Origin of the sequence: Leisingera sp. NJS204, from assembly GCF_004123675.1 — a bacterium.
Taxonomy (GTDB): Bacteria; Pseudomonadota; Alphaproteobacteria; order Rhodobacterales; family Rhodobacteraceae; genus Leisingera.
Genome location: NZ_CP035417.1, coordinates 978,501 through 999,888 on the forward strand (window position 1 = coordinate 978,501; position 21,388 = coordinate 999,888).

The following is a 21,388-nucleotide window of genomic DNA, read 5'->3' on the forward strand; positions in this document are numbered from 1 at the left end:
AGATGGGTTTCTATGATTTCCTGATCCAGTACTGGCCGCGGCTTCTGACAGGGACGGGCGTCACCTTGGCCCAGTTCCTGCTCGCTGCGGTGATTGGAATCGCGATCTCGCTCTGCATGGGCCTGATGAAACTGTCGCAGAACGCGCTTATGCGCGGCGCGGCGGTGACCTATATCGAGATTTTCCGCGGTACCTCGCTGGTGGTGCAGCTATACTGGATTTTCTTCGTGCTGCCGCTGTTCGGTCTGACGATCGAAAAATTCACCGCAGGATACCTGGCTATCGGCATGAATATCGGCGCTTACGGCGCCGAGCTGGTGCGCGGTGGCATTCTGTCAGTGCCCAAGGGGCAATGGGAAGCGGCGCTGGCGATCAACATGAGCCCGGCGCAGCGGATGCGGCGGATCATCCTGCCGCAGGCGCTGGTCAGCATGCTGCCGCCCTGGGGCAACCTGATGATCGAGCTTTTAAAGGGCACCGCGCTGGTGTCGCTGATCTCCGTTGCCGACCTGATGTTCGAGGCGCGGCAGATCAATGCCTCCACCTTCCTGTCGGCGCAGGTCTTTGGCGCGGCGCTGGTGGTCTACTATGTGCTGGCCCGCTTTCTGGTGACGCCGTTCATGCGCTGGCTGGAACGCCATATGGCGCGCAAGATGGGGAGGGCGTAATCCATGTTTGACTGGCAATGGGACTTTACCTGGGAAATCCTGCCGCGGCTGGTCTACGCCACCGGCAATACGCTGATCGCTGCCGGGGCGGGCTATGTGATTGCGGTGGTGCTGGGGCTGATGCTGGCGCTGGTACAGCGCACACCGTCCAGGGCGGTGACCTTCACAGTGCGCGAGTTTGTGGAGTTCATCCGCTCCACCCCGCTGATCCTGCAAATCTTCTTTGTGTTCTATGTGGGGCCGCAGTTCGGGATCCGCCTCAGCCCTTGGATGTCGGGGATGATCGCGATCGGCCTGCACTATGCCTGCTACCTGTCGGAGGTTTACCGCGGCGGCATCGAAAGCGTGCCGAAAGGCCAGTGGGAGGCCGCCATTGCGCTCAACATGACCACCGCGCAGAAATACCGCCGGGTCATCATCCCGCAGGCGATCCCGCCCGCGCTGGCCGGCATGGGCAACTATCTGGTCGGCATCTTCAAGGACACGCCGATGCTGTCGGTGATCGGGGTTGCCGAGCTTATTCATACCGCCAATTCCATCGGGTCTGAGAACTACCGGTTCCTGGAACCCTATACGATGGTTGGCATCATCTTTCTGGCAATCTCCCTGCCGGCAGCGGGCCTGATCCGGCTGTTCGAAGGGTATGTGCGCCGCAAACTGGGACTGTAACGATGCTGGACAAGACTGGCTTTCCGCTTGAAATCACCGGTGAAGACACGCCGATGGTGAGCTTTCGCAAAGTGAACAAATCCTATGGGGCGCTCACTGTGCTGGACGATCTCGATCTCGACGTCGCGGCAGGGGAAATGGTCTCGATCATCGGTCCCTCCGGCTCGGGCAAGACCACCGTGCTGCGGATGCTGATGACGCTTGAGCAGATCAACGGCGGGGTGATCTATGTGGACGGCAAGCCGCTGACGCATATGCCCAAGGGCGGCCAGCTGGTGCCTGCAAGCGAACGCCACCTGCGCAGCCGCCGCGCTGACATCGGCATGTGTTTCCAGCATTTCAACCTGTTCCCGCATATGACCGCGCTGGAAAACTGTATGGAGGGGCCGGTGCAGGTGCTGGGCCTCTCCAAGGCCGAGGCGCGCGACCGCTCAGAAGAGCTGCTGGAGATGGTCGGCATGATCTCCAAGAAGGACCAGCACCCCTCGCGGCTGTCGGGCGGCCAGCAGCAGCGGGTGGCGATTGCGCGGGCGCTTGCGATGCGGCCCAAGGTGATGCTGTTTGACGAGGTGACCTCTGCCCTCGATCCGGAGGTGATCGGCGAGGTGACCAATGTGATCCGCAAGCTGGTGTCGGAGCATAACCTGACCATGCTGATGGTGACCCATCAGATGGGCTTTGCCCGCGATATTTCCGACCGGGTGTGCTTCTTCTATGGCGGCCGGATCGAGGAGCAGGGCCCGCCGACCCAGCTGTTCGGCAATCCCCAGCGCGAGCGCACCCAGCAGTTCCTGAGCGCGGTGCGGGAAGCGGTCTAGGTCTTCAGACCGGGATGCCTGCATCCCGCAGCAGGCTGCGGGTCTGTTCGCTGAGCAGGCCCGTGCGCCAGATCACGAAATAGCTGCGCCCGGTTATCAGCTGGTAGTCCTCCAGCGGCACCAGCCGCCCGGCGTCGATCTCGAAGCGCAGCACATCGGGGCAGCCAAGCGCCACCCCGCGGCCGCGGATGGCAGTATCCAGCGTGCTGCCGTATGAGCCCAGGTTGACCTTGGCGGCCTGCGCAATTTCGGCAAAGCCGGTCAGTTCGGCGAAATCGTCCCAATTCACCCATTTCGGGGTCAGCTTGTCGAAATCAAGCAGGGTCGCCGCCGCCAGCCCGCCTTTGCGCTGCGCCTTGGCGGGGGAGGTCACGGGCATCCAGCGCTCCGCGAACAGGAGCGAGCCGTCCCAGCCTGCCGGGATGTCCTGGCCGTAATAGATCAGCGCATCCGCCTCCAGCGCAAACAGGTCGGCGTCCTTGTCGGAGGCGGTGAGAGTGACCGGCGCGGCATCGCTGCTCAGCAGGTATTCATTGATCCGGGGCGTTAGCCAGTATTGCGACACGGCGACATTGGCCGCCAGCGACAGCCGGGCGCCGGTGCTGGCGCGGCGCAGCTGGTTCAGGCATGAATGCAGGTAATCCAGCGCTTCGCCGGAATTGGCCGCCAGGATCTTGCCGTTGCGGGTCAGCGACAGGTTGCGGCCGCGGCGGTTCACCAGGGTCATGCCCAGCCAGTCCTCAAGCACTTTGATTCGCTTGCTGACCGCGGCTTGGCTGACATTCAGCTCCTCTGCCGCGCGGGTGAAATTGCCGTGCCTGGCAACCGCTTCGAAGAACAGGAGATAGTCGAGGGGCGGCAATGCGCGGCGGTAGTTTTTCATAACTTCTGGTTATCACAATTCCGGACCGAATGTCACTTTGTAAAGTGCGGTTTTGGCCATAGCATTTGGGCCAAGGCCCAAGCTGCGGCAAGGTTTTGCCGCGCGGCTCTCCATAACCTACAGGGAAATCCGATGTTCACTGAGCGACTGTCCCGTTTCCAGAAAAACCTTGCCGATGCCGGCATCGATGTGGCGCTGATCACCGATGACGACAACGTCTATTACCTGACCGGCTATTACGATTACCTGCATATGGAGTTCGGCCGCCCGACCATTCTGGTGGTGCCCAAGGACGGCGGGACGCTGCTGATCACCCCGACCATCGACCTCAACAGCGCCAAAGCGGCGGCGCGGGTGGACCGGGTCGCGGCTTGGAATGACGGCATGGGCAACGAATGGCGCGAGGAACTGCCCGCGGAGGTCCGCAATGCCGGGTTGGTGGGGATCGAACCAGGCCATATGCCGCCGCCGGTGCGCGCCTATGTGAACGATCTGGTGGCGGCGGAAAAGATCATCAGCGCGACGCCGATCCTGAACCGGATGCGGATGATCAAATCGCCGCAGGAGCTGCAGCTGGCGCGCCACGCGGGCGAGGTGGCCACCGCGATGATGAATGCGGGCCGGGCCGCAATTGGCGACGGGGTGGCAGAGTTCGAGGTGGCGATTGCCACTAGCCAGGCGGGCACCCGCAAGGCGGCAGAGCTGCTGGCGGCGCACTACGACGATGGCGACATGTCGCCCAATACCCATTTCCTGCAGATCATGGCCTCGGGCAAGGACATCATCAAAACCCACCACCGGGCCTCGACCCGAATCATGCGGCGCGGCGAGCCGGTGTTTCTGTGTTTCTGCGGCATGACCAATTTCCACCGTTTCAAGCTGGGTTTCGACCGCACCTTCTGGATTGGCGAGCCGGATCCGGCGCAGGTGGCGGTCTATGAGGTTGCCGCAGCCAGCCAGAAGGCGGCGCTGGAGGCGCTGCGTCCGGGCGTCACCGCGGAAAGCGTGCATGCGGCCTATGCTGAGGTGATCCAGGGGGCGGGGCATGAATACCCGTTCCGCTGCGGCCGGGCGACCGGCTTCAGCTTCCTGGAGGCGCCGCAGCTGGTCACCGGCGACACCACCATTATCCAGCCCGGCATGGTGCTGGCGGTGGACGGGTCGGTCTCTGTCGATACGTTCCGCGCCCAGGTGGGCGACAGTTTCATCATCACCGAGGACGGCTGGGAGCAGCTTACCCAGCATCCGAAATCCGTTGAGGAGGTCATTCTGTAGATGTTCCAGCCAGGCCAGATTATCCAGTCCAAGCCGCGCACCCCGGAAATGGATGCCGGGCGGTTCCACCGCGCCAAGCTCGGCTTTATCCTGATGTCCACCGACCCCTCAGCCGAGGGCGATTTCTGGGACATGGCGCCGGAGGGCGTGGCGGTCTATGTCACGCGGCTGAAGACCGACGACCACACCACGACCGAAACGCTCGCCAAACATATCGAGCATATGGCCGATGCCGCGGCGCGCATCCAGCCGGAGGCCAGGCCTGATGTGGTCAGCTACAGCTGCACCTCCGGCTCCATCGTGATCGGCGAGCAGCGGGTCATGGCGGAGATCAAAAAGGGCGCGCCCTGGGCGCAGCCGATGTGCCTGGTGCAGGGGGTTCTGGATGCGCTGAACGAACTGGGCACCAAGAAACTGGTGGTCGGCACGCCTTATCTGGATGACATCAACACCGCCGAGGCGGAGTTTCTGGTCGAGCGCGGCTTTGATGTGCTGGACATTCAGGGGCTCAATATCGCCAGCGGCTGGGACATGGGGCTGGTGACGCCGGACTACTGGAAGAAATTCGCGCTGGAGATCGACCAGCCGGAGGCCGATGCGATTTTCCTCAGCTGCGGCGGTGTGCGCTCGCTTCCTGCGGTCGAGGAAATCGAGCAGATCACCGGCAAGCCGGTCATCACGTCGAACCAGGCGCAATTCTGGTCCTGCCTGCGCCGCGCCGGGATCATGGATGAACTGGAGGGTTTCGGCCAGATCTTCAAACACCAGGGACGGGTGCTGAAACCCACCGCCTGAGGCCCCTTAAAGACCTGAAAAAATGACCCGTTTTTCCGCATGGAATGTCTTTTGGCAGGGGATGTCCGGCCAAAGGGGGTGGAGCCGTCAGTGGCGCGACCCCGAGTCCAAGCCCCATTACGATGCCGTCATCGTGGGGGGCGGGCTGCATGGGCTTGCCACCGCCTATTACCTGGCCAAGACCTACGGGCTGCGCAATGCCGCGGTGCTGGAGAAGGGCTGGATCGGCGGCGGCAACGCCGGGCGCAACACCACCATCGTGCGCTCCAACTATGCGCGTCCGGGCAACCGGCAGTTCTATGAGCATTCGCTGAAACTGTGGGAAGAGCTGAGCCACGAGCTGAACTATAACGTGATGTTCAGCCAGCGCTCCCATATCGCGCTGTTGCACAGCCCCGGCGCCATCGACGCGGCGGCGCGCAATTACAACACCCTGCGCCGCACCGGCACGCCCGATGCGGAGATCTGGGGGCTGGAGCAGCTGAAACAGGTGGTGCCGCATCTGAACTATGCGGCTGGCGCCCGCTTCCCGGTGATGGGGGCGGCAGTGCAGAAGCGCGCGGGCACCGCCCGCCATGATGCGGTGGTCTGGGGCTATGCCCGCGCCGCGGACCAGCTGGGCGTGGACATCCTGCAGAACTGCGCGGTGACGGGGGTGGAGCGCGACGGCGGCCGGATTACTGCGCTGGAAACCACGCGGGGCCGGATCACCGCCGGCAAGGTCGGCTTTGCGGTTGCAGGCAATACCTCGCGGCTGTGGAGCATGGCCGGGCTTGGCCGCCTGCCGATTGAATCCCACAAGCTGCAGGCCTTCGTTTCGGAGCCGCTGAAGCCCCTGCTGGATCAGGTTATGGTCTTCGGCATGGGCGGCGCGCATTTCTATATCTCGCAGTCGGACAAGGGCGGCATGGTCTTTGGCGGTGATCTGGACTGGTACACATCCTATGCGCAGCGCGGCAACCTCCCGATCGTGCAGGATGTGGCAGAGGCGGCGATGTCGGTGATGCCCTGCCTGGGCCGGGTCAAGCTGCTGCGCCATTGGGCCGGGGTGGTCGATATGTCGATGGACGGCAGCCATTTCATCTGCCGGACACCTTTGGACAATCTCTATCTCAACACCGGCTGGAACTACGGCGGCTTCAAGGCGACGCCTGCCGCGGGCTGGTGGTTCGCTGATCTGATCGCCAATGGACGGCCCGCGCCGATAATTGCGGATTTCGACCTGAAACGCTTTGAGCGGGGCTTGCAGATCGACGAGCGCGGCGCCGGCCCCGACCCTAAGCTGCACGGATGAGGAGCTGAGCCATGACCCGGATTTCCTGCCCCTTTTGCGGTCCGCGCGACCATGCCGAGTTCAGCTATGGCGGCGATGGCTCGATCACATACCCGGCGCTTGAGGCGCCCATGCAGGACTGGCACGACGCGGTGTTCCTGCGCGAAAACATCTGTGGCTGGCAGGTGGAGACCTGGCAGCATCTGCATGGCTGCCGCATGTGGCTGAAGGTGGAGCGGGACACGATGACCCATGAAATCCGCAGCGTGGCCCCCGCCCATCCGGGCCTGGCCGCCGCGCTGGAGAGCGGGCTATGACCGCGCGGCGGCTGGGCCAGGGCGGACGGATCGGCCGGAGCAAGCCGCTGGAGTTCCGTTGGGACGGCAAGGCGATGCGGGGCTATGCGGGCGATACGCTGGCCTCGGCGCTGATGGCCAATGGCGAGCGGGTGCTGGGCCGGTCTTTCAAATACCACCGCCCGCGCGGGATCATGTCGGCGGGGGTGGAGGAGTCGGGCGCCATCGTCACACTTGGCAGCGGCACCCGGGCGGAGTCGAACGTCAAGGCCACCATGCAGGAGCTGTTTCAGGGGCTGGAGGCGCGGGGCCAGAACGCCTGGCCCAATGTTCGCTTTGATGCGGGCACGGTGAACGGGCTGTTCGGGCGGTTCTTTTCGGCGGGGTTTTACTACAAGACCTTCATGGGGCTGCCGCCGTTTGAATGGGGTCAGGGCACCGGTCTCTGGATGAAATACGAGGCGCTGATCCGCAAGGCGGCGGGCATGGGCGCGGCCTCGCGGCAGGCTGACCCGGATTGTTATGACCATGCGCACGCCTATTGCGATGTGCTGTTGGTGGGGTCTGGCCCCGCGGGCCTGCGGGCGGCGCTGACGGCGGCGGAGGCAGGCCGCGACGTGATCCTGGCAGAGCAGGATTTCGAGCTGGGTGGTGACCAGCTGAACGATCCCGCTGCCGAGCCTGAACGCCGCGCGCTGGTGGAGGCGGTGCAGCGCGCGGGCGTGCGGCTGATGCCGCGGACCACAGTCTTTGGCCTTTATGACAATGGCACCGCCGGGATGGTGCAGCGTGTGACGGACCATCTGGCGGAGCCTGCGCCCTACCTGCCGCGGCAGCGGTTCTGGACCGTGCGGGCCGGCGCCACGGTGCTGGCCACCGGCGCGCTGGAACGCTCTGTGGCCTTTGGGGGCAATGACCGCCCTGGGGTGATGACTGCGGCGGCGGGGCGGGTTTACCTCAGCCGCTTTGGCGTCCTGCCGGGGCAGCGGGTGGTGGTCGCGACCTGCAACGACAGCGCCTACCAGACCGCCGGCGAGTTGGCAGCTGCCGGGGCAGAGGTTGTGCTTGCGGATGCGCGCCAGCAACCCGTCCCGGATGTTCCCGCCGGGGTCAGGCTGCGCAGCGGTCTGGCTCCGCTGGAGGCAAAGGGCCGCTCGGGTGTCAAATCCCTGCGGTTTGCCCGGCGGATCGGGTCTGGCTGGCAGGCGGCGGGCAGCGAGGCCTGTGATCTGCTGCTGGTCTCTGGCGGCTGGTCGCCGGTGGTGAACCTGGCGTCGCACCGGGGCGTCAAACCGGAATGGAACGCCGAACTGGCCTGTTTCCTGGCAGGTGAATGCGCAGAGCCGCTGTTCATGGCAGGCGCGGCAGCGGGCGTCTGGGACCGCGCCGCCTGCGAAGCCTCCGGCGAGGCGGCGGCGAAACGCGCCCTGGGGCTTGCGGCTGCCGGCCCTCAGCCGGGCGGCTGGGAAAGTCCCATCGAACCAATGTACGAAGTCTGGCTGCCGGGCAGCAAACCCAAGGCATTTGTCGATCCGCAGCATGATGTCACCGGCGATGACGTGCGGCTGGCGCATCAGGAGGGCTTTGTCTCGGTCGAGCATCTGAAACGCTATACCACGCTGGGCATGGCGACCGATCAGGGCAAGATGGGCAATATCATCGGCCTGGCGCTGATGGCCGAGGCCTTGGGCAAGGAGATCCCGGCAGTGGGCACCACCCGCTTCCGCCCGCCCTATACCCCGGTTGCCATCGGCGCGCTGGCGGGGCGCAACGTGCATGGCCATTTCAAAGCCCTGCGCCGCACCCCGCTGCACGATTGGAACCTGCGCCATGGCGCCACCATGACCGACGCGGGCCTGTGGCACCGGCCCTGGTATATCGCCAAAGCTGGCGAAACCATCGCCGGGGCCTATGTGCGCGAGGCCGCCACGGTGCGCGCTACCCTTGGCATCTGCGATGTCAGTTCGCTGGGCAAGATCGCGGTGCAGGGGCCGGATGCGGCAGAGTTTCTGAACCGCGTCTATACCAATGGCTTTGCCAGGCTGGCGGCGGGCAAGGCGCGTTATGGCATCATGCTGCGCGACGACGGAATGGTGCTGGACGACGGCACCACCTGGCGGCTAGCAGAGGATGACTTCCTGATGACCACCACCACCACCGGGGCCGGCAAGGTGATGGTCTGGCTGGAGGAGCTGCTGCAAACCCGCTGGCCGGAGCTGCGGGTGCATCTGACCTCGGTCTCCGACCAATGGGCGGGTGCGGCCATCGCCGGGCCGAAATCGCGCGAGGCGCTGGCTGCCTGGCTGCCTGCCTGGCGGATCCGGCGGCGGTCTCGGCAGCGGCGCTGCCCTTCATGGGGGTGGCCCGCATGGCCCTGAAGGACGGCTCGGAGGCGCTGGTTGCGCGGATCAGCTTCTCGGGCGAGCTGGCCTATGAGCTTTATGTGCCCGCCGGTCAGGGTGAGGCGATGATGGACATGCTGTGGCCGGAGGCCTCCCGTCTGGGCGGCTGCCTTTACGGGCTGGAGGCGCTGGGAACACTGCGGATCGAGAAGGGCCATGTCACTGGCGCCGAACTGGACGGGCGGGTCACGATCCGCGATGCCGGGCTGGGCAAGATGGCATCCTCCAAGAAAGCCTATATCGGCAAGGCCTTGCAGGACCGCCCGGAATTGCTGCGCGAAGACCGCCCGCAGCTGGCGGGGATTTTCCCCAAGGACCGCAGCCAGACCTTCAACGGCGGCGCGCTGCTGTGCAGGCCGGATGAGGGCGAGGGCTTTGGCGAAGGCTGGATCACGGCTGTCACCCATTCGCCGGCGCTCGGCCATTGGATCGGGCTGGGCTATATCGCGGGCGGCCATGCGGCCTGGGAAGGGCGGGTGCTGATGGCCAGCGACCCGGTGCGCGGCGGTCTGGTCGAGGTCGAGATTGTCTCCCCCCAAATGTTCGACCCGGAAGGAGAGCGGATGCATGGATGACCAGGTCAACAGATTGCAGGCGCATACGGCGCCGGTGCGCGGCGGCAGGCCGGGGCCTGCTGGTGTCACGCTGAGCCGCCTCACCAGCTTCCGCCTGACCCAGATCGCCGCCTGGCCGCAGATCCTGACCGAGGCCGGGGCACTGGCCGCCGCCGCCGCAGGCTGCGGCGCGGCGCCGGGGCCGGGACGGGCGGCGCAGGGCAAGGGCGGCCTGCTGCTGCGGGTCGAACCGCTGAAGTGGTGGCTGCTGCGGGGGGCGGACCAGGCCTCTGTGCCGCTGCAAGGCGGCAGCGCCTGCGCCTTTCTGAACCTCTCCAGCGCCCGCACCCTGGTGCAGGTATCGGGGCCGCAGGCGGCCACGCTCTTGAACCATTTCCTGCCGCTGGACCTGCGTCCCGGTGCCTTTTCGCCGGGCCATGCCGCCTCCACCGCGTTTCACCACATTGGCGTCACCCTGTGGCGCAGCGGTGCGGGCTTCACGCTGGCGCTGCCGCGCAGCTTTGCCGCCTCGCTGCAAGAGCTGCTGGAGGGCAGCGCCCTGCAATACGGATTGAAAATGCGCGATATCCCCTTTTCCCCTGTAGCAGGAGGCCTGGAATGAAACCCCGCATGTCTGTTGACGAGCTGCTGGAGGCGGTGACGCGCAATGCCGCGCTGCCGGATGAGCTGGCTGAGGCGACGCCGCCGCAGGTCTATACCTCGCCGGAGTTCCTGGAGCTGGAGCTGGACGAGATCTTCAACCACGAATGGTTCTGCGTTGGCCGGGAGGATGAATACGAGAACCCCGGCGACTACCGCGCCACCACCATCGGGCGCGATCCGGTGGTGGTCCTGCGCGACCGCGGCGGGGTGCTGAGGGCGATGTCCAATGTCTGCCGCCACCGGATGGCGACGCTGCTGGAAGGGGCCGGCAATATCCGCGGCCGGATCAGCTGCCCCTATCACGCCTGGACCTACAACCTGGACGGCCAGCTGATCGGCGCCGCCCATATGCGTGAGAATTTCAATAAGAAGGAGGTCTGCCTGCCGCAATTCCAGGTCGAGGTCTGGCAAGGCTGGGTCTATGTCTCGCTCGATCCCGATGCGGCGCCGCTGGGGCCGCGGCTGGCGGGCCTGTCCAAGCGGCTGGAGAACTACCAGCTGCCGAAATACCGCACCCTGTTCCGGGCCGAAGAGATCTGGGACACCAACTGGAAGATCCTGGTGCAGAATTTCACCGAGGGCTACCACCTGTTTGTCGCCCACGCCCAGACCATCGAGCCGGTGATGCCGACCCGGCTGGCCAATGCGATGCATGGCGGCGCGGCCTACAGCCTCTATGAGCAGGGCCGGGTGCCCGGCAAATCCTATGAGCGCAACTCCGACATGCAGGTGGACAATCCCTTGCTGAGCGATGAGGAGCGCGAAAAGGCGGTGCTGTCGGCGATTTTCCCCTGCCATGTGATGTCAGTGGTGGCAGAGCGCACCTTCTGGCTGTCGCTGCAGCCCTATGGCACCGATAAGGTCAAAGTGTTCTGGGGCGCTGATTACTACCCCGGCGCGGTGCCGGACGACCCGGAGGAACGCGCTGCCTTTGCCGCCGAGCTGAAGGCCGGGTTCGACCGCATCAACGATGAGGACAAGCCGATCATCGGCGCCATTGCGCAGAACGCCAGGGCGCTGGCGGCAGCACCCGGGCGGCTGTCGCCCAAGGAACGCACGGTCTGGTATTTCCAGCAGTATCTTGCGGCGCAGCTTTGCAGTAACCGTCGTTTGCGCCCCACGTTGTAGCGCCCATCCCGTGCTGCGAGATCTTGCACATCTCACAGTGGGGAGTGCGTTTCGCAATGTGCGCTACAAATTCGTTTCTCAAATCGTTGGGCGTGGAGATCTACGCGTCGGGCCACCGGCGGTGGCCGGATGAAGCCAAGGCCCAGGCAGTGGCGGACACGCTCCAGCCGGGTGCGACTGTGAATGGCGTGGCGGCGCGGTATGGAGTCTTGCCAAACCAGCTGTCGGCTTGGCGCCGGCTGGCGAAGCAGGGGAAGCTGGTGTTGCCAGCGGCGGAGCCGGACGAACCGGTCTTCGCCCGCTGGTGGTTTGTGATGTTCCGGAGGAGCAGCCGGAGCCGGACATTGCGGCATCCGATGAGGTGATCCGGATCGTCTCGGGCGAAGTCAGGATCGAGCTGGCGCCAGGCACGCCCGCAGCGCGGATCGCCGAGATTGTGCATGCGCTCGGGGCCACGCCATGCTGATGCCCTCACAGGGCGTCCGGATACTGGTGGCAACGAAGCCGGTGGCTCGCCATTGGGCTCGAACCAATGGCGTCCAAGGCTCGCTCCGCAAAGGCCATGACGGCCTGGCGGCGCTCGTGCAGTCAGCGCTGGCGGAAGATCCGTTCACGGGCACGGTCTTCGTGTTCCGCGCCAAACGGGCGGACAGGATGAAGATCCTGTTCTGAGAGTTTGCGCCGGCCTGCGTGAAACGCAGCAAACTGTCCGGGGGACAGTTTGAGGCAAGAACGGGCGGAGCCCAGCGGGCTTGTCATGGCATACAAACGGCTGGAGGAAAGCACGTTCACCTGGCCCGCGATCCGCGACGGGGCGATGACCTTGAACCGTGCCCAATTCGAGGCGCTGCTTGCCGGGCCGGACTGGCGGCGGGTGCGGTCCCTGGAAGAGCGCCGCCCGGCTGTGGCAGAGTGACTCGGGCAGCGGAATGACTGCTCCCAGAGGGGCCGATCAGGGTATGGTCCAGCCATGTCCAACACCCCGCCCATCGACCTCTCGGTCATTCCAGAAGACCAGCGTGATGCTGTTCTGGCAGTGTTGCGCGGGCGGGATGTGCTTCGGGAGGCCAACAAACGCCTGGAGCACCTCGTCGCCGAGCTGAACCAGGCCGTGCATGGCAAGCGGTCGGAGAGGCTGAGCGAGGAGCAAGTCATTGATGCGCCATTGGTCCGAGCAACAATGGCGGCCGGCAGCTGGCTTTCGAGGATCTCGAGACAGCAGTGGCCGAGGCCGAGACGCAGCAGGGCGCGCAGACGTCCACCGGTCCGGCGCCGCGCAAGGCAGCCCGCCGCAACCGGGGCAATCTGCCCAAGGATCTGCCGCGGATCGAGAAGGTGATCGAACCGGCCAGCCTGGACTGCCCATGCGGGTGCGGCGAGATGCACCGGATCGGCGTCGTGCCGCAGGCACGCCTTCGGCGTGACGATCGCACCGAGCGGCTGGATATTATTCCCGCGCAGCTCCGCGTCATCCACTGCCCGGCAGTGCATGTTTACATGCACGAGAGGGGGCACTGTCCGGCCCAAGTATGCCTGCCGCGCCTGCGCAGAGGGCGTCACCCAGGCACCAGCCCCCGCGTACCTGATCGAGGGCGGTTTGCCGACCGAGGGCGCCATCGCGCATGTGCTGGTCAGCAAGTTCTCGGATCATCTGCCGTTATACCGCCAGAGCCAGATCCTGGCCCGCTCCGGGATCGATCTGCACCGCAGCACGCTCGCCGATTGGGTGAGGACAGCTGCCTTCCACCTCGGTCCCGTAGTCGACCGGCTCGCCGAACACCTGAAAAGATCGGGCAAGCTGTTCATGCCTCTCGGCAGCATGCTTCGCATGCGCCTGCCGGGTAATAGACGAGACCACGGCGCCGGTCCTGGACCCGGGCCGCGGCCGGACAAAGACCGGGTATCTCTGGGCGCTGGCCCGGGACGACCGCGGATGGGGCGGCGATGACCCGCCCGGCGTGGTCTTCACCTATGCTCCCGGCCGCGCCGGGCAGAACGCGGAACTGATCCTGCAGGGCTTCGACGGCATCCTGCAGCTGCCCTCCCGGCAGCATCCTGCGGATGCGCCTGCCGGGTGACAGACGGCTATACCGGCTACAACCGGCTGACGCGCCCCTCGCGGAAAGGCGGCGCGCCGGTCACCTTCGCGCATTGCTGGGCGCATGCCCGCAGGAAGCTGAAGGAGGTCTTCGCCCGCGACGGCGTCGTGCTGGAAGCACGCCTCCGGCATGACGATCGCCGCCGAGGGGCTGCGCCGGATCGCGGAGCTCTACCGTATCGAGGGTGAGATCCGCGGCATGGGCCCCGGCCAGCGGCTGTCGGCCCGGCAAGCCCGCACCGCGCCGCTGGTTGCCGGGTTCGGAGAGTGGCTGCAAAGCCAGCGCCGCCGGATCTCCTCAAAGTCGCGTCTCGGGGAGAAGCTGGCCTACATCCACCGCCAGTGGGACGGGCTGCAGACTTTCCTCCACGACGGCCGCGTCGAGATCGACTCTAATGCCCCCTTTCGGCAGATTGCTTCGCAATCGCCTGCCGGGCAGTGGTGCGAGAACCTGATCCGCCCAATCGCCCTGACAAGAAAGAACGCGCTATTCGCCGGCCATGATGAAGGCGGCCGCGCTTGGGGCCGCATCGCTTCGCTCATTGCCACGGCGAAGATCAATGGCGTCGAGCCCTTCGCCTACCTCAAGGTCACCCTCGAAGCCATCGCTGCAGGTCACCCTGCCAGCCGGCTCGATGAACTCCTCCCCTGGAACTTCCAGCTGTCAAGCTGAAAGCCCGGTGCCCTCCAGGCGCCGCTTACGCTTTGCAAGGGCGGCCTGTCAGAAGCATTGTCGGAAACGCGGCAAGGCTGTGTCGGCGCCTTGTAACCAACTGATGCAAGGAAGCAGGGCTGCGCCTGCGGTGATCTGCGCTCTGCCAACCCCTCCTGCGCGCGGTCTCTATTTACGGAGTTGACCAATGTCTCCTTCGGCCGCGAGCTGTACAGCATCCAGTATCGATAGGAAGGGCCGGTGTCAGTCAGTCTTTCGCGAGCAATCTCGCTGCAGTTGCGAAGTGCTGCAGCTGCTCGCTAGGTAACAAGGGCTCTGACTGGGCATTCGCCGCACCAGGTGTGAATGACGGCAGGCAGCCCCTTGCGGACCTTGACCATCCTGCGACCTTTAGTCAGCACGACTTGTCGCCTACCGCCCCAAGCGGTCACAAGACAAGCTCTTCTTAAATGTAGCCTCAAGGTCACTACCTGCGCAGACCTTTGACTTCACGCAGCGGCTTCATAGCCAGGTTTTTCAAAAGGAAATCATCATTAAAGGCACCTCGGCAATCGGCACTCAGATATTTTAACGATATTATATCGTTTTCGAGTTATCACATTTACCCCACAGGAGTTCGGCCCAGAAACCCTTGGAGTAAAGATAATGTTTTTTAAGAAAAAAAAGCCAAAAACAACTGAAAAAGACGACATGAATGCGATCATCGCCGGCATGGTCGATCGCACACAAGCGACTATTCAGTTTCACCCAGACGGAACGATCATCACCGCAAATCAGAACTTTCTGAACGCATTAGGTTACAGCCTGGAAGAGATCCAGGCACGACATCATTCTATGTTTGTTTCACCTGATCTAGTCGCCACCGATGACTACAAATCGTTCTGGTCAGACTTGGCGAATGGCAAAGTGTTCTCAGACCAGTTTCCTCGAGTGACAAAATCCGGTGAAACGATCTGGATTCAGGCCACTTATGCGCCAGTTGAAGGCGAAGACGGTAAGGTAGAACGGGTTGTAAAAGTTGCATCAGACATCACAGAACGCCGCCGAGACCTTGAAGAAATCGGAGAGGGGCTTCAAGAGTTGAGCAAAGGCAACCTGACGCACAGAGTGGCGATTTCTGATCTGCCGGACATTGGAACACTGGGAGAAACCTTCAATCATTCTCTGGAACAGCTTAGCACGTCTATAACGGCGGTGAAGCAAGTGTCATCGGCGGTTGGCCGCACTGCAGATGAGATTTCACAATCTGCCAATGATCTTTCGCAACGAACTGAAAGCCAGGCAGCGACTTTGGAAGAAACTGCTGCAGCAATCGAAGAACTGACTGCGACCGTGAAAGCATCTGCTGAGGGCGCTCGGACGGTCGAAGGCATTGTGGCTGATGCTAAAACTTCTGCCGTGCAAAGCGGCGAAGTCGTGGGTAGTGCAATTGACGCTATGGCGAAAATCGAAAGCTCTTCAGAGCAGATTTCGAAGATCATCGGCGTGATTGATGATATTGCCTTCCAGACCAATCTTCTGGCACTGAACGCTGGGGTTGAGGCAGCACGTGCCGGAGAGGCCGGACGCGGCTTTGCCGTCGTCGCCTCTGAAGTGCGGGCGCTTGCGCAGCGGTCCGCAGACGCGGCTGGCGAAATCAAACAGTTGATAGGCGAGAGCAACCAGCAAGTGGACACGGGCGTCGCCCTTGTTGGGAAATCCGGCGAAGAACTGCAGCAGATTATTAAGAGCGTTGCCACTATCTCCGAACATATCCAGGAAATTGCCACCGGAGCTTCGGAACAATCAACAGCGTTGCTGGAAATCAATCAGGGCGTATCACAGCTTGACCAGGTAACTCAGCAAAACGCAGCCATGGTGGAGCAAACTTCGGCGGCCAGCCAGATGTTATCGAATGATGCAGGCCAGCTGACTCAGGAAGTGTCCAAGTTCAGAGACGGGTATGAGGGTGCGGAACCGGTTTCTCGGCCTGAAAAGCGGGATCAGTCAAACTCCTATCCGGAACCTGCGTTCGAACAGGAAGAGCTTCGTGCGGCCCAAGGATGGGATAACTTTTGAACAACGACAGTTCCAGTGAAGGTATCAAGTAAAACAACGGGCATCTTAAAAAATGCCCGTTGTTTTTTCAGGCCGTGTCGGCAAGAGGGGTTCACATGAAATTCGATAGGGTCGCAATCTGCGCAAACTTGCCGTTAGCTGCGAGCTATCATGGGTTTATACGATTGCGGAGAGGGCAGGTAGGAAACGGCGGTTGCCTGCTCCCGCAACCAGCACTAATACGTTAGATATATCAAAGGCTTAGGGTGAGCTGTCTGGGGCCTTGGCTGTGTTCGCGCCCTCCGCACCCGCCGCAAGGCGCAAGAGACCCGCCAGGTCGCCCTGAGCCTCCCCCAAAGAAGTGGTCCGCCCCTATGATTAGGAAACGGAGGACCATAGATGGCGACCAAAAGGCCCAAGCCTGAAGAGATTGTCGTGAAGTTACGGCAAGTTGAAGTCCTGATAGGGCAAGGCATGCCTCGGATAGACGCGATCAGACAGATCGGTGTGACTGAACAAACCTATTACCGCTGGAAGATCGAAGCATCGAACGCCATTGGTTCGAGAGAGATGCTGAGGGTACGGCGGAATGGGCACGGAACAACTCAAGGAACTGAAGCGGCTCCAGAAAGAGAACGAGCGTCTTCGCCGGGCCGTCTCGGATCTGACATTGGACAAATTGATCCTGTCGGAAGCCGCAAAGGGAGTGATGGCCGTCTAGGAATTGATCCTGTGGATCAATTCAGGCCTGAACGGGCGGAGCCCCTGAGCCCTTCGCGTCGTCGCGCCTGCATCGAATTGGTTCGCGGCAAGGTGAAAGTTTCGGAGCGTCGCGTTTGCCGCGTTCTGGGCCAACACCGATCCACACAGCGGCGAGTGCCGCAGGGACGTGCTGACGAGGAGCGCTTGATCGCGGACATGATCGAGCTGACCCGCCAGTACGGCCGATATGGCTATCGACGGGTTGCTGCCCTGCCGAGAGATGCTGGCTGGCAAGTGAATGGCAAACGTGTCGAACGCCTGTGGCTGAACCCTCTCGGGACATTGCTTCGCAATGCCTTGCCGGGCAGTGGACGGATCATGTGTCCGGCTGCGTCTCGAGTATCGTAATCACGTCTGGTCGTATGATTTCATGCATCATCGAACCGATGATGGCAGGGCATTCAGAACATTGAACATTCTGGACGAGCACAGCCGGGAATGTCTGGCGTGCGCATTCCGACGTATTCGGCCACTGATTCCGATTTTTCCGGCCACCTGTACCGAAGTATTCGGCCACCTTTGACGCGTCGCCGTGAGGCATAGGTTTCGGGGTATCAGGTCTAAGGTGTTCCGTCATCCATTTTGGCGATGGTTTTACGCATGGACTGCCCCTCAAGTTGGAGTCGGTAGGCATTGTGAACGATGCGGTCGAGGATGGCGTCCGCAAAGGTCGGCTCGCCGATGACATCGTGCCATGCCTTGATGGGCAGCTGGCTGGTGATCATGGTTGAGCCGCGGCGGGCGCGGTAATCGACATCTTCCGGGCAGGCGCCCACATGGCGCAACCTGGCCGCGCGCATGCGGGCGTCAAAGCGCTTGGTCTCGCGGCTGGCGGCTTCACGGTCGGCAAGCAGGCCCAGCCATTCGGCGTGGGTCAGACCAGCGGCGCTGTCCTGCGCCTGCAATTCGGCAAAGGCTTCCGCCATGCCATCGAGGCGCAGGGCTTTCAGGCGGTCGAGGGTTGGGTGGGGCAGCATGAATATCCTTTCAATGGAAGTAGTCGGCGCGTCCCGCCGAAGGCGGGCCATGAGTAACAGGCGCCCCTTTGGGGGCGGCGGATGTTGGGGTGGGTGATTGCAGGCTCCTCCGCGGCGCGGGTGCAGGGCTTGCGCTCCAGCCCGTTCTTCAGGATCGAATGGACCGATGAATAGGAACGGGCGTTGATCTCGAGCGCCCGCTTGCAGGCAGCGTCAAAGCGGTCCCGGCCGAACTTGTCGGCCAGGCGGATCACACCCAGGCAGGTGCGGTAGCCCTGTTCGGGATGTTTGCGCCCGCGCATCACCACCTCGGCGAAGATCGCCACATTCGGGCCCACACGGGCGGCCCGGGCATGGATGCGCTGCGGCGTCCAATCTTCGCGGAACCGGTGATGGGCGGGCATATGATCCCGCTGGGTGGAGTGCTGTCCATTGCCGGAGGTGCGGACATGCGAAGCCATACGTTGTCCGCCGTGGAAAGCCTCGACGGTGCGGGCGGTGATGCGGGTCCACAGCTCTTTCTTCACCAACTGATGCGGCACGGAATAGTAATGCCGGCCGAATGCGATGTGGTAATCGATCCCCGCGCGGTATTTCTTCCATTCGGCATAGACGTAAGGCTCCGCCGGCAGCGGCTTCAGGGCGGGCCTGTCCAACTGATCGAACAGCTGCCGGCGGCTGGCGACAAGGTGGCGGGAGACCTTGTTGTTGAGCCTGTCCAGCAACGGGCGGATGGCAGCGTTTACTTCCTCAAGGCTGAAGAATTGCCGGTTGCGCAGCCGCGCCAGGATCCAGCGTTCGACCAATAGGAAAGCGCTCTCGGCCCTCGCCTTGTCTTTTGGTTTGCGAGGCCTCGCGGGCAGTGAGCCCGTGAAGGCGCCACTGGTTCAAGCCCACTGGCGAACGGCAGTATCGTAGTGCGCGGCCAGATCCGCGCAGGTACGGTTGAGCTCGGGATCGTAGAAACGGGCTTTGTTGACGCCGGCCCGAAGATTATCGGGTACAACTTGAGCGGTCACACCGCCAAAAAAGGAAAAGGCCCGCACGTGGCTGGAGATCCAATCCGGCAGCGTCTGGGTCCAGGTCGCCTCGGCGAAGGTGAAGTTGGAAGCACCGAGGGTAGCGACAAACAGCTGCGCCGCGCGGACCTCGCCGGTCTCGGGGTCGATCACGTCAATCGTGGCACCGGCATAGTCGACAAACAGCCGCTCGCCTGCGGGATGGCGCTGGCGCATGACCGGCGACAGCTTACCTTCCCAGCAGGAATAGAGGTCACAGAAACGGCTGTATCCGTAGCCATCGGGGTGGGCCGCGCGGTACTCCTCCCAGAGCAGGGAAAGCGTGACGCCCTTGCGCCGCAACTGCAGGTGGACATAGGACCAGTCCGGTTGAGAGGCGCGCCGGGCTGCCTCCCGGGCAGTGCGCGGATAGAGGTGTCGTTCAAGCTCGCTGTCCGACATCTCCGCTGGCAGCGGCCAGCTTAAGCCTGCCTCATGAGCGCGATCCAGATACCCTTGCAGCGTGGTGCGGCCAATCGCCAAGCTCGACGCCATCTGGCGGGTCGATAAACCCTCGGCTGAAAGTCGCAGTACGTCTCGTATCTTCCGCATCGGTAATCTCTTCATCGTGCTTCCTTCGGTCGGGAAAACCGAAAGGGAGCGAGTTGAAAGGTGCCTCGCAGCTGGGCGTCAGAAGGGTGGCCGGATGTTCCGGATTCAGTGGCCGGATAAAATCGGAACCAGTGGCCGGATGTTTTTGGAATGGGTGGCCGGATCAAACTGGAATACGCTTGGCGATCCGAGTGAAAAGGAAACTGAACGCGAACGAGGTCATCGACGCACTGACGGACCTGTTTATCCTGCGTGGCGTGCCTGCTTACATTCGGTCAGACAATGGCCCTGAGTTCATAGCTCAGGCCGTCAGGGGGTGGATCAAAGCCGTTGGCGCCAAGACAGCCTGCATTGAGCCTGGATCCCCTTGGGAGAACGGATACTGCGAAAGCTTCAACGGGCGAATGCGGGATGAATTGCTGAACGGTGAAATCTTCTATTCGTTACGCGAGGCTCAGATAATCATTGAAAGCTGGAGGAAACACTACAACACTAGGCGGCCCCACAGTGCTCTGGGCTACCGCCCACCTGCGCCAGAGGCCATCGTCCCGATGGACCAAAGGCCAACCATGCACTAACTTTCAAACTGGACCACTCAAGTGGGGCTGCTCACCCCTCCAGGGGCAGATCCAGGCCAGCGCCCTCCGCCGCAGGCGGCAGCACGATCCGCTCCACCAGTGCCCGCAGCGCCTCCTTGGCTTCATACATGCCTTCGGCAGAGCCAGCTTACCGTCATTTGGGTCGGAGTCTCCGCTTGTCGCATTCACGATCAGGTGGAACGTCGGGTTCAAAGGTGTCTCAGAAAGTCTATAGCTGTTCTGTGACCGCACGCCCCAGGCCCGGATGTCCTGCCCTTGGAACTTCCCGAATTGATGCATGGCTTCAATCCCATAGTACAAAGCACCTTTTTCGCCATAATTTCCCCCGCCAATGACTGCAAACTTGCTGGTCCGGTCAATACCGGCGAAGAGATACAGCTTGCCCTCCGCAGTCTGCAGCTCGGCAATATTTATATGAAAAAAGCCGATAGGACAGCGCTTGGGCTTCTGCCACTTACGTGACCGGCATTCTTGCTTGTAGTGACATGATCCCGCCCTCGGAATGGCTGCCCCATGTCTGGGGCGAGACTGGCGAAGCACATTTTCCTGACCGGAAAGCCGCAGAAGAAACGATCGGTGCCGTCATGGCGCATTACAATTCGGTGGCCGAGGCGATGTCCCGCTCGTTTTGGATCGAACCTGTTTACGAGGTTGATCCCAACAGCGACGAGACGATGTGGGAGCCTTGGGTCGACGGCTTCACCCGTTCCATGGGCCTGCGGGCGGAAGCTTGGGAACGCCTGCTCGATCAGGCCGACGAAGAGACGCGGGCTACGATGATCTTCTTGATGGCGTTACAGGACATCTACACTGGTCAAAGCAAGTTCACGGACGACGAAATTGACCAGATCGACCTTGAAGCCCCCGATCTGATCCCGAACTGCGTTGCGACAATACTGGACCAGTCACGTCCTGAACTTTCCCGCCCTGAGCCTGAAAATCTTTCCGGCATGCCGTTCAAGGCTAGTCCTCGACCAGGTCGAAACGATCCGTGCTCCTGCGGGTCTGGCCGCGAATACACGCAGTGTTGCGGTCGGAACTGACTGATCTCCAAAGATTTCATAGCAACCACCTGCAGAGCGAGGCACCGGTCTAATCGGGGAGGAGCTCGCAAACTGCACCTGTCATCAGATCGGACCGCATGGGGCGGATCGGCTGCACCCAGCCCGATGCGGCCACTGGGTCAGCAACCTGCATCTAAAGACACT

19 protein-coding genes and 6 pseudogenes are annotated in these 21,388 nt (G+C 62.8%); 20 read left to right on the forward strand and 5 right to left on the reverse strand.

The window, feature by feature from the left end; genetic code table 11:
- Window positions 1-2 precede the first annotated feature (2 nt).
- The 3 genes from ehuC to ehuA are packed head-to-tail and all read left to right on the forward strand — an operon-like array spanning window position 3 to window position 2,155.
- The gene (gene ehuC, locus ETW24_RS04915) at window positions 3-668 is read left to right on the forward strand and encodes an ectoine/hydroxyectoine ABC transporter permease subunit EhuC (RefSeq protein ID WP_129372842.1); all 666 of its coding nucleotides are present in this window, start codon (window positions 3-5) and stop codon (window positions 666-668) included.
- Between the two features lie 3 nt (window positions 669-671).
- Window positions 672-1,337, forward strand: a complete 666-nt coding sequence (gene ehuD, locus ETW24_RS04920) for an ectoine/hydroxyectoine ABC transporter permease subunit EhuD (RefSeq protein WP_129370011.1) — start codon at window positions 672-674, stop codon at window positions 1,335-1,337.
- A gap of 2 nt (window positions 1,338-1,339) precedes the next feature.
- Window positions 1,340-2,155: an ectoine/hydroxyectoine ABC transporter ATP-binding protein EhuA gene (gene ehuA, locus ETW24_RS04925; protein ID WP_129370012.1), complete on the forward strand. Its 816-nt coding sequence runs from the start codon at window positions 1,340-1,342 to the stop codon at window positions 2,153-2,155.
- A 4-nt stretch (window positions 2,156-2,159) separates the two neighbouring features.
- On the opposite strand, the gene ETW24_RS04930 is transcribed toward ehuA, so the two are convergent.
- Window positions 2,160-3,038 carry a LysR family transcriptional regulator gene (locus tag ETW24_RS04930; protein WP_129370013.1) on the reverse strand — a complete coding sequence of 293 codons (879 nt, stop codon included), beginning with the start codon at window positions 3,036-3,038 and terminating at the stop codon, window positions 2,160-2,162.
- Window positions 3,039-3,170: 132 nt separating this feature from the next.
- On the opposite strand from ETW24_RS04930, the gene ETW24_RS04935 reads away from it, so the two are divergent.
- The 15 genes and pseudogenes from ETW24_RS04935 to ETW24_RS04990 form a co-directional block, all read left to right on the forward strand.
- Window positions 3,171-4,313 (forward strand): M24 family metallopeptidase, encoded by a 1,143-nt coding sequence (locus ETW24_RS04935; protein ID WP_129370014.1) that lies wholly within the window; start codon window positions 3,171-3,173, stop codon window positions 4,311-4,313.
- The gene (locus ETW24_RS04940) at window positions 4,314-5,108 is read left to right on the forward strand and encodes a maleate cis-trans isomerase family protein (RefSeq protein WP_129370015.1); all 795 of its coding nucleotides are present in this window, start codon (window positions 4,314-4,316) and stop codon (window positions 5,106-5,108) included. It abuts the gene before it with no gap.
- Window positions 5,109-5,130: 22 nt separating this feature from the next.
- Window positions 5,131-6,402, forward strand: coding sequence for a sarcosine oxidase subunit beta family protein (locus tag ETW24_RS04945; protein ID WP_129370016.1), 1,272 nt, complete (start codon window positions 5,131-5,133; stop codon window positions 6,400-6,402).
- 11 nt (window positions 6,403-6,413) lie between these two features.
- Window positions 6,414-6,698, forward strand: a complete 285-nt coding sequence (locus ETW24_RS04950) for a sarcosine oxidase subunit delta (RefSeq protein ID WP_129370017.1) — start codon at window positions 6,414-6,416, stop codon at window positions 6,696-6,698.
- Entirely contained in the window at window positions 6,695-9,055 is a 2,361-nt protein-coding gene (locus tag ETW24_RS04955) for a 2Fe-2S iron-sulfur cluster-binding protein (RefSeq protein ID WP_254695698.1), read from the forward strand. Before ETW24_RS04950 ends, ETW24_RS04955 begins: the two co-directional genes overlap by 4 nt.
- A complete protein-coding gene (locus ETW24_RS24690) occupies window positions 9,046-9,654 on the forward strand; it encodes a glycine cleavage T C-terminal barrel domain-containing protein (protein WP_254695699.1) in 609 nt (202 codons plus the stop codon). The genes ETW24_RS04955 and ETW24_RS24690 overlap by 10 nt, the downstream gene beginning before the upstream one ends.
- Window positions 9,647-10,255 carry a sarcosine oxidase subunit gamma gene (locus ETW24_RS04960; RefSeq protein ID WP_129370018.1) on the forward strand — a complete coding sequence of 203 codons (609 nt, stop codon included), beginning with the start codon at window positions 9,647-9,649 and terminating at the stop codon, window positions 10,253-10,255. Before ETW24_RS24690 ends, ETW24_RS04960 begins: the two co-directional genes overlap by 8 nt.
- On the forward strand, window positions 10,252-11,424 hold the full coding sequence (locus tag ETW24_RS04965; protein ID WP_129370019.1) for an aromatic ring-hydroxylating oxygenase subunit alpha: 1,173 nt from the start codon (window positions 10,252-10,254) through the stop codon (window positions 11,422-11,424). Before ETW24_RS04960 ends, ETW24_RS04965 begins: the two co-directional genes overlap by 4 nt.
- 56 nt (window positions 11,425-11,480) lie before the next feature.
- Window positions 11,481-11,789 carry a transposase gene (locus ETW24_RS04970; protein ID WP_129372843.1) on the forward strand — a complete coding sequence of 103 codons (309 nt, stop codon included), beginning with the start codon at window positions 11,481-11,483 and terminating at the stop codon, window positions 11,787-11,789.
- A complete protein-coding gene (locus tag ETW24_RS24695; RefSeq protein WP_164982653.1) occupies window positions 11,729-11,890 on the forward strand; it encodes a hypothetical protein in 162 nt (53 codons plus the stop codon). Before ETW24_RS04970 ends, ETW24_RS24695 begins: the two co-directional genes overlap by 61 nt.
- Window positions 11,884-12,096: an IS66 family insertion sequence element accessory protein TnpB gene (tnpB, locus tag ETW24_RS24435; RefSeq protein ID WP_129371295.1), complete on the forward strand. Its 213-nt coding sequence runs from the start codon at window positions 11,884-11,886 to the stop codon at window positions 12,094-12,096. Before ETW24_RS24695 ends, tnpB (ETW24_RS24435) begins: the two co-directional genes overlap by 7 nt.
- An 85-nt stretch (window positions 12,097-12,181) precedes the next feature.
- Window positions 12,182-12,340, forward strand: a complete 159-nt coding sequence (tnpB, locus tag ETW24_RS24440; protein WP_205877358.1) for an IS66 family insertion sequence element accessory protein TnpB — start codon at window positions 12,182-12,184, stop codon at window positions 12,338-12,340.
- A gap of 87 nt (window positions 12,341-12,427) precedes the next feature.
- A pseudogene (tnpC, locus tag ETW24_RS04980) lies at window positions 12,428-14,195 on the forward strand (IS66 family transposase).
- 645 nt (window positions 14,196-14,840) lie between these two features.
- Complete coding sequence (locus ETW24_RS04985; RefSeq protein ID WP_129370020.1) at window positions 14,841-16,253, forward strand: methyl-accepting chemotaxis protein; 1,413 nt, start codon at window positions 14,841-14,843, stop codon at window positions 16,251-16,253.
- A 378-nt stretch (window positions 16,254-16,631) separates the two neighbouring features.
- A pseudogene (locus ETW24_RS04990) lies at window positions 16,632-17,457 on the forward strand (IS3 family transposase); the annotation flags it as partial.
- A 97-nt stretch (window positions 17,458-17,554) separates the two neighbouring features.
- Here the strand turns inward: ETW24_RS04990 and ETW24_RS04995 are convergent.
- Window positions 17,555-17,971, reverse strand: a complete 417-nt coding sequence (locus ETW24_RS04995) for an ATP-binding protein (RefSeq protein ID WP_129370021.1) — start codon at window positions 17,969-17,971, stop codon at window positions 17,555-17,557.
- 71 nt (window positions 17,972-18,042) lie between these two features.
- A pseudogene (gene istA, locus ETW24_RS05000) lies at window positions 18,043-19,581 on the reverse strand (IS21 family transposase); the annotation flags it as partial.
- A gap of 179 nt (window positions 19,582-19,760) precedes the next feature.
- Between istA and ETW24_RS05005 the strand changes: the two are divergent.
- Window positions 19,761-20,159 (forward strand): annotated as a pseudogene (locus tag ETW24_RS05005) (integrase core domain-containing protein); the annotation flags it as partial.
- Window positions 20,160-20,363: 204 nt separating this feature from the next.
- Here ETW24_RS05005 and ETW24_RS25170 read toward each other — a convergent pair.
- Both ETW24_RS25170 and ETW24_RS24700 read right to left on the reverse strand, forming a co-directional pair.
- Window positions 20,364-20,540, reverse strand: a pseudogene (locus tag ETW24_RS25170) (alginate export family protein); the annotation flags it as partial.
- A pseudogene (locus ETW24_RS24700) lies at window positions 20,517-20,621 on the reverse strand (IS481 family transposase); the annotation flags it as partial. The pseudogenes ETW24_RS24700 and ETW24_RS25170, both read right to left, overlap by 24 nt.
- Before the next feature lie 17 nt (window positions 20,622-20,638).
- Between ETW24_RS24700 and ETW24_RS05015 the strand changes: the two are divergent.
- Complete coding sequence (locus tag ETW24_RS05015) at window positions 20,639-21,223, forward strand: UPF0149 family protein (protein WP_254695700.1); 585 nt, start codon at window positions 20,639-20,641, stop codon at window positions 21,221-21,223.
- The last annotated feature ends 165 nt before the right edge of the window (window positions 21,224-21,388 follow it).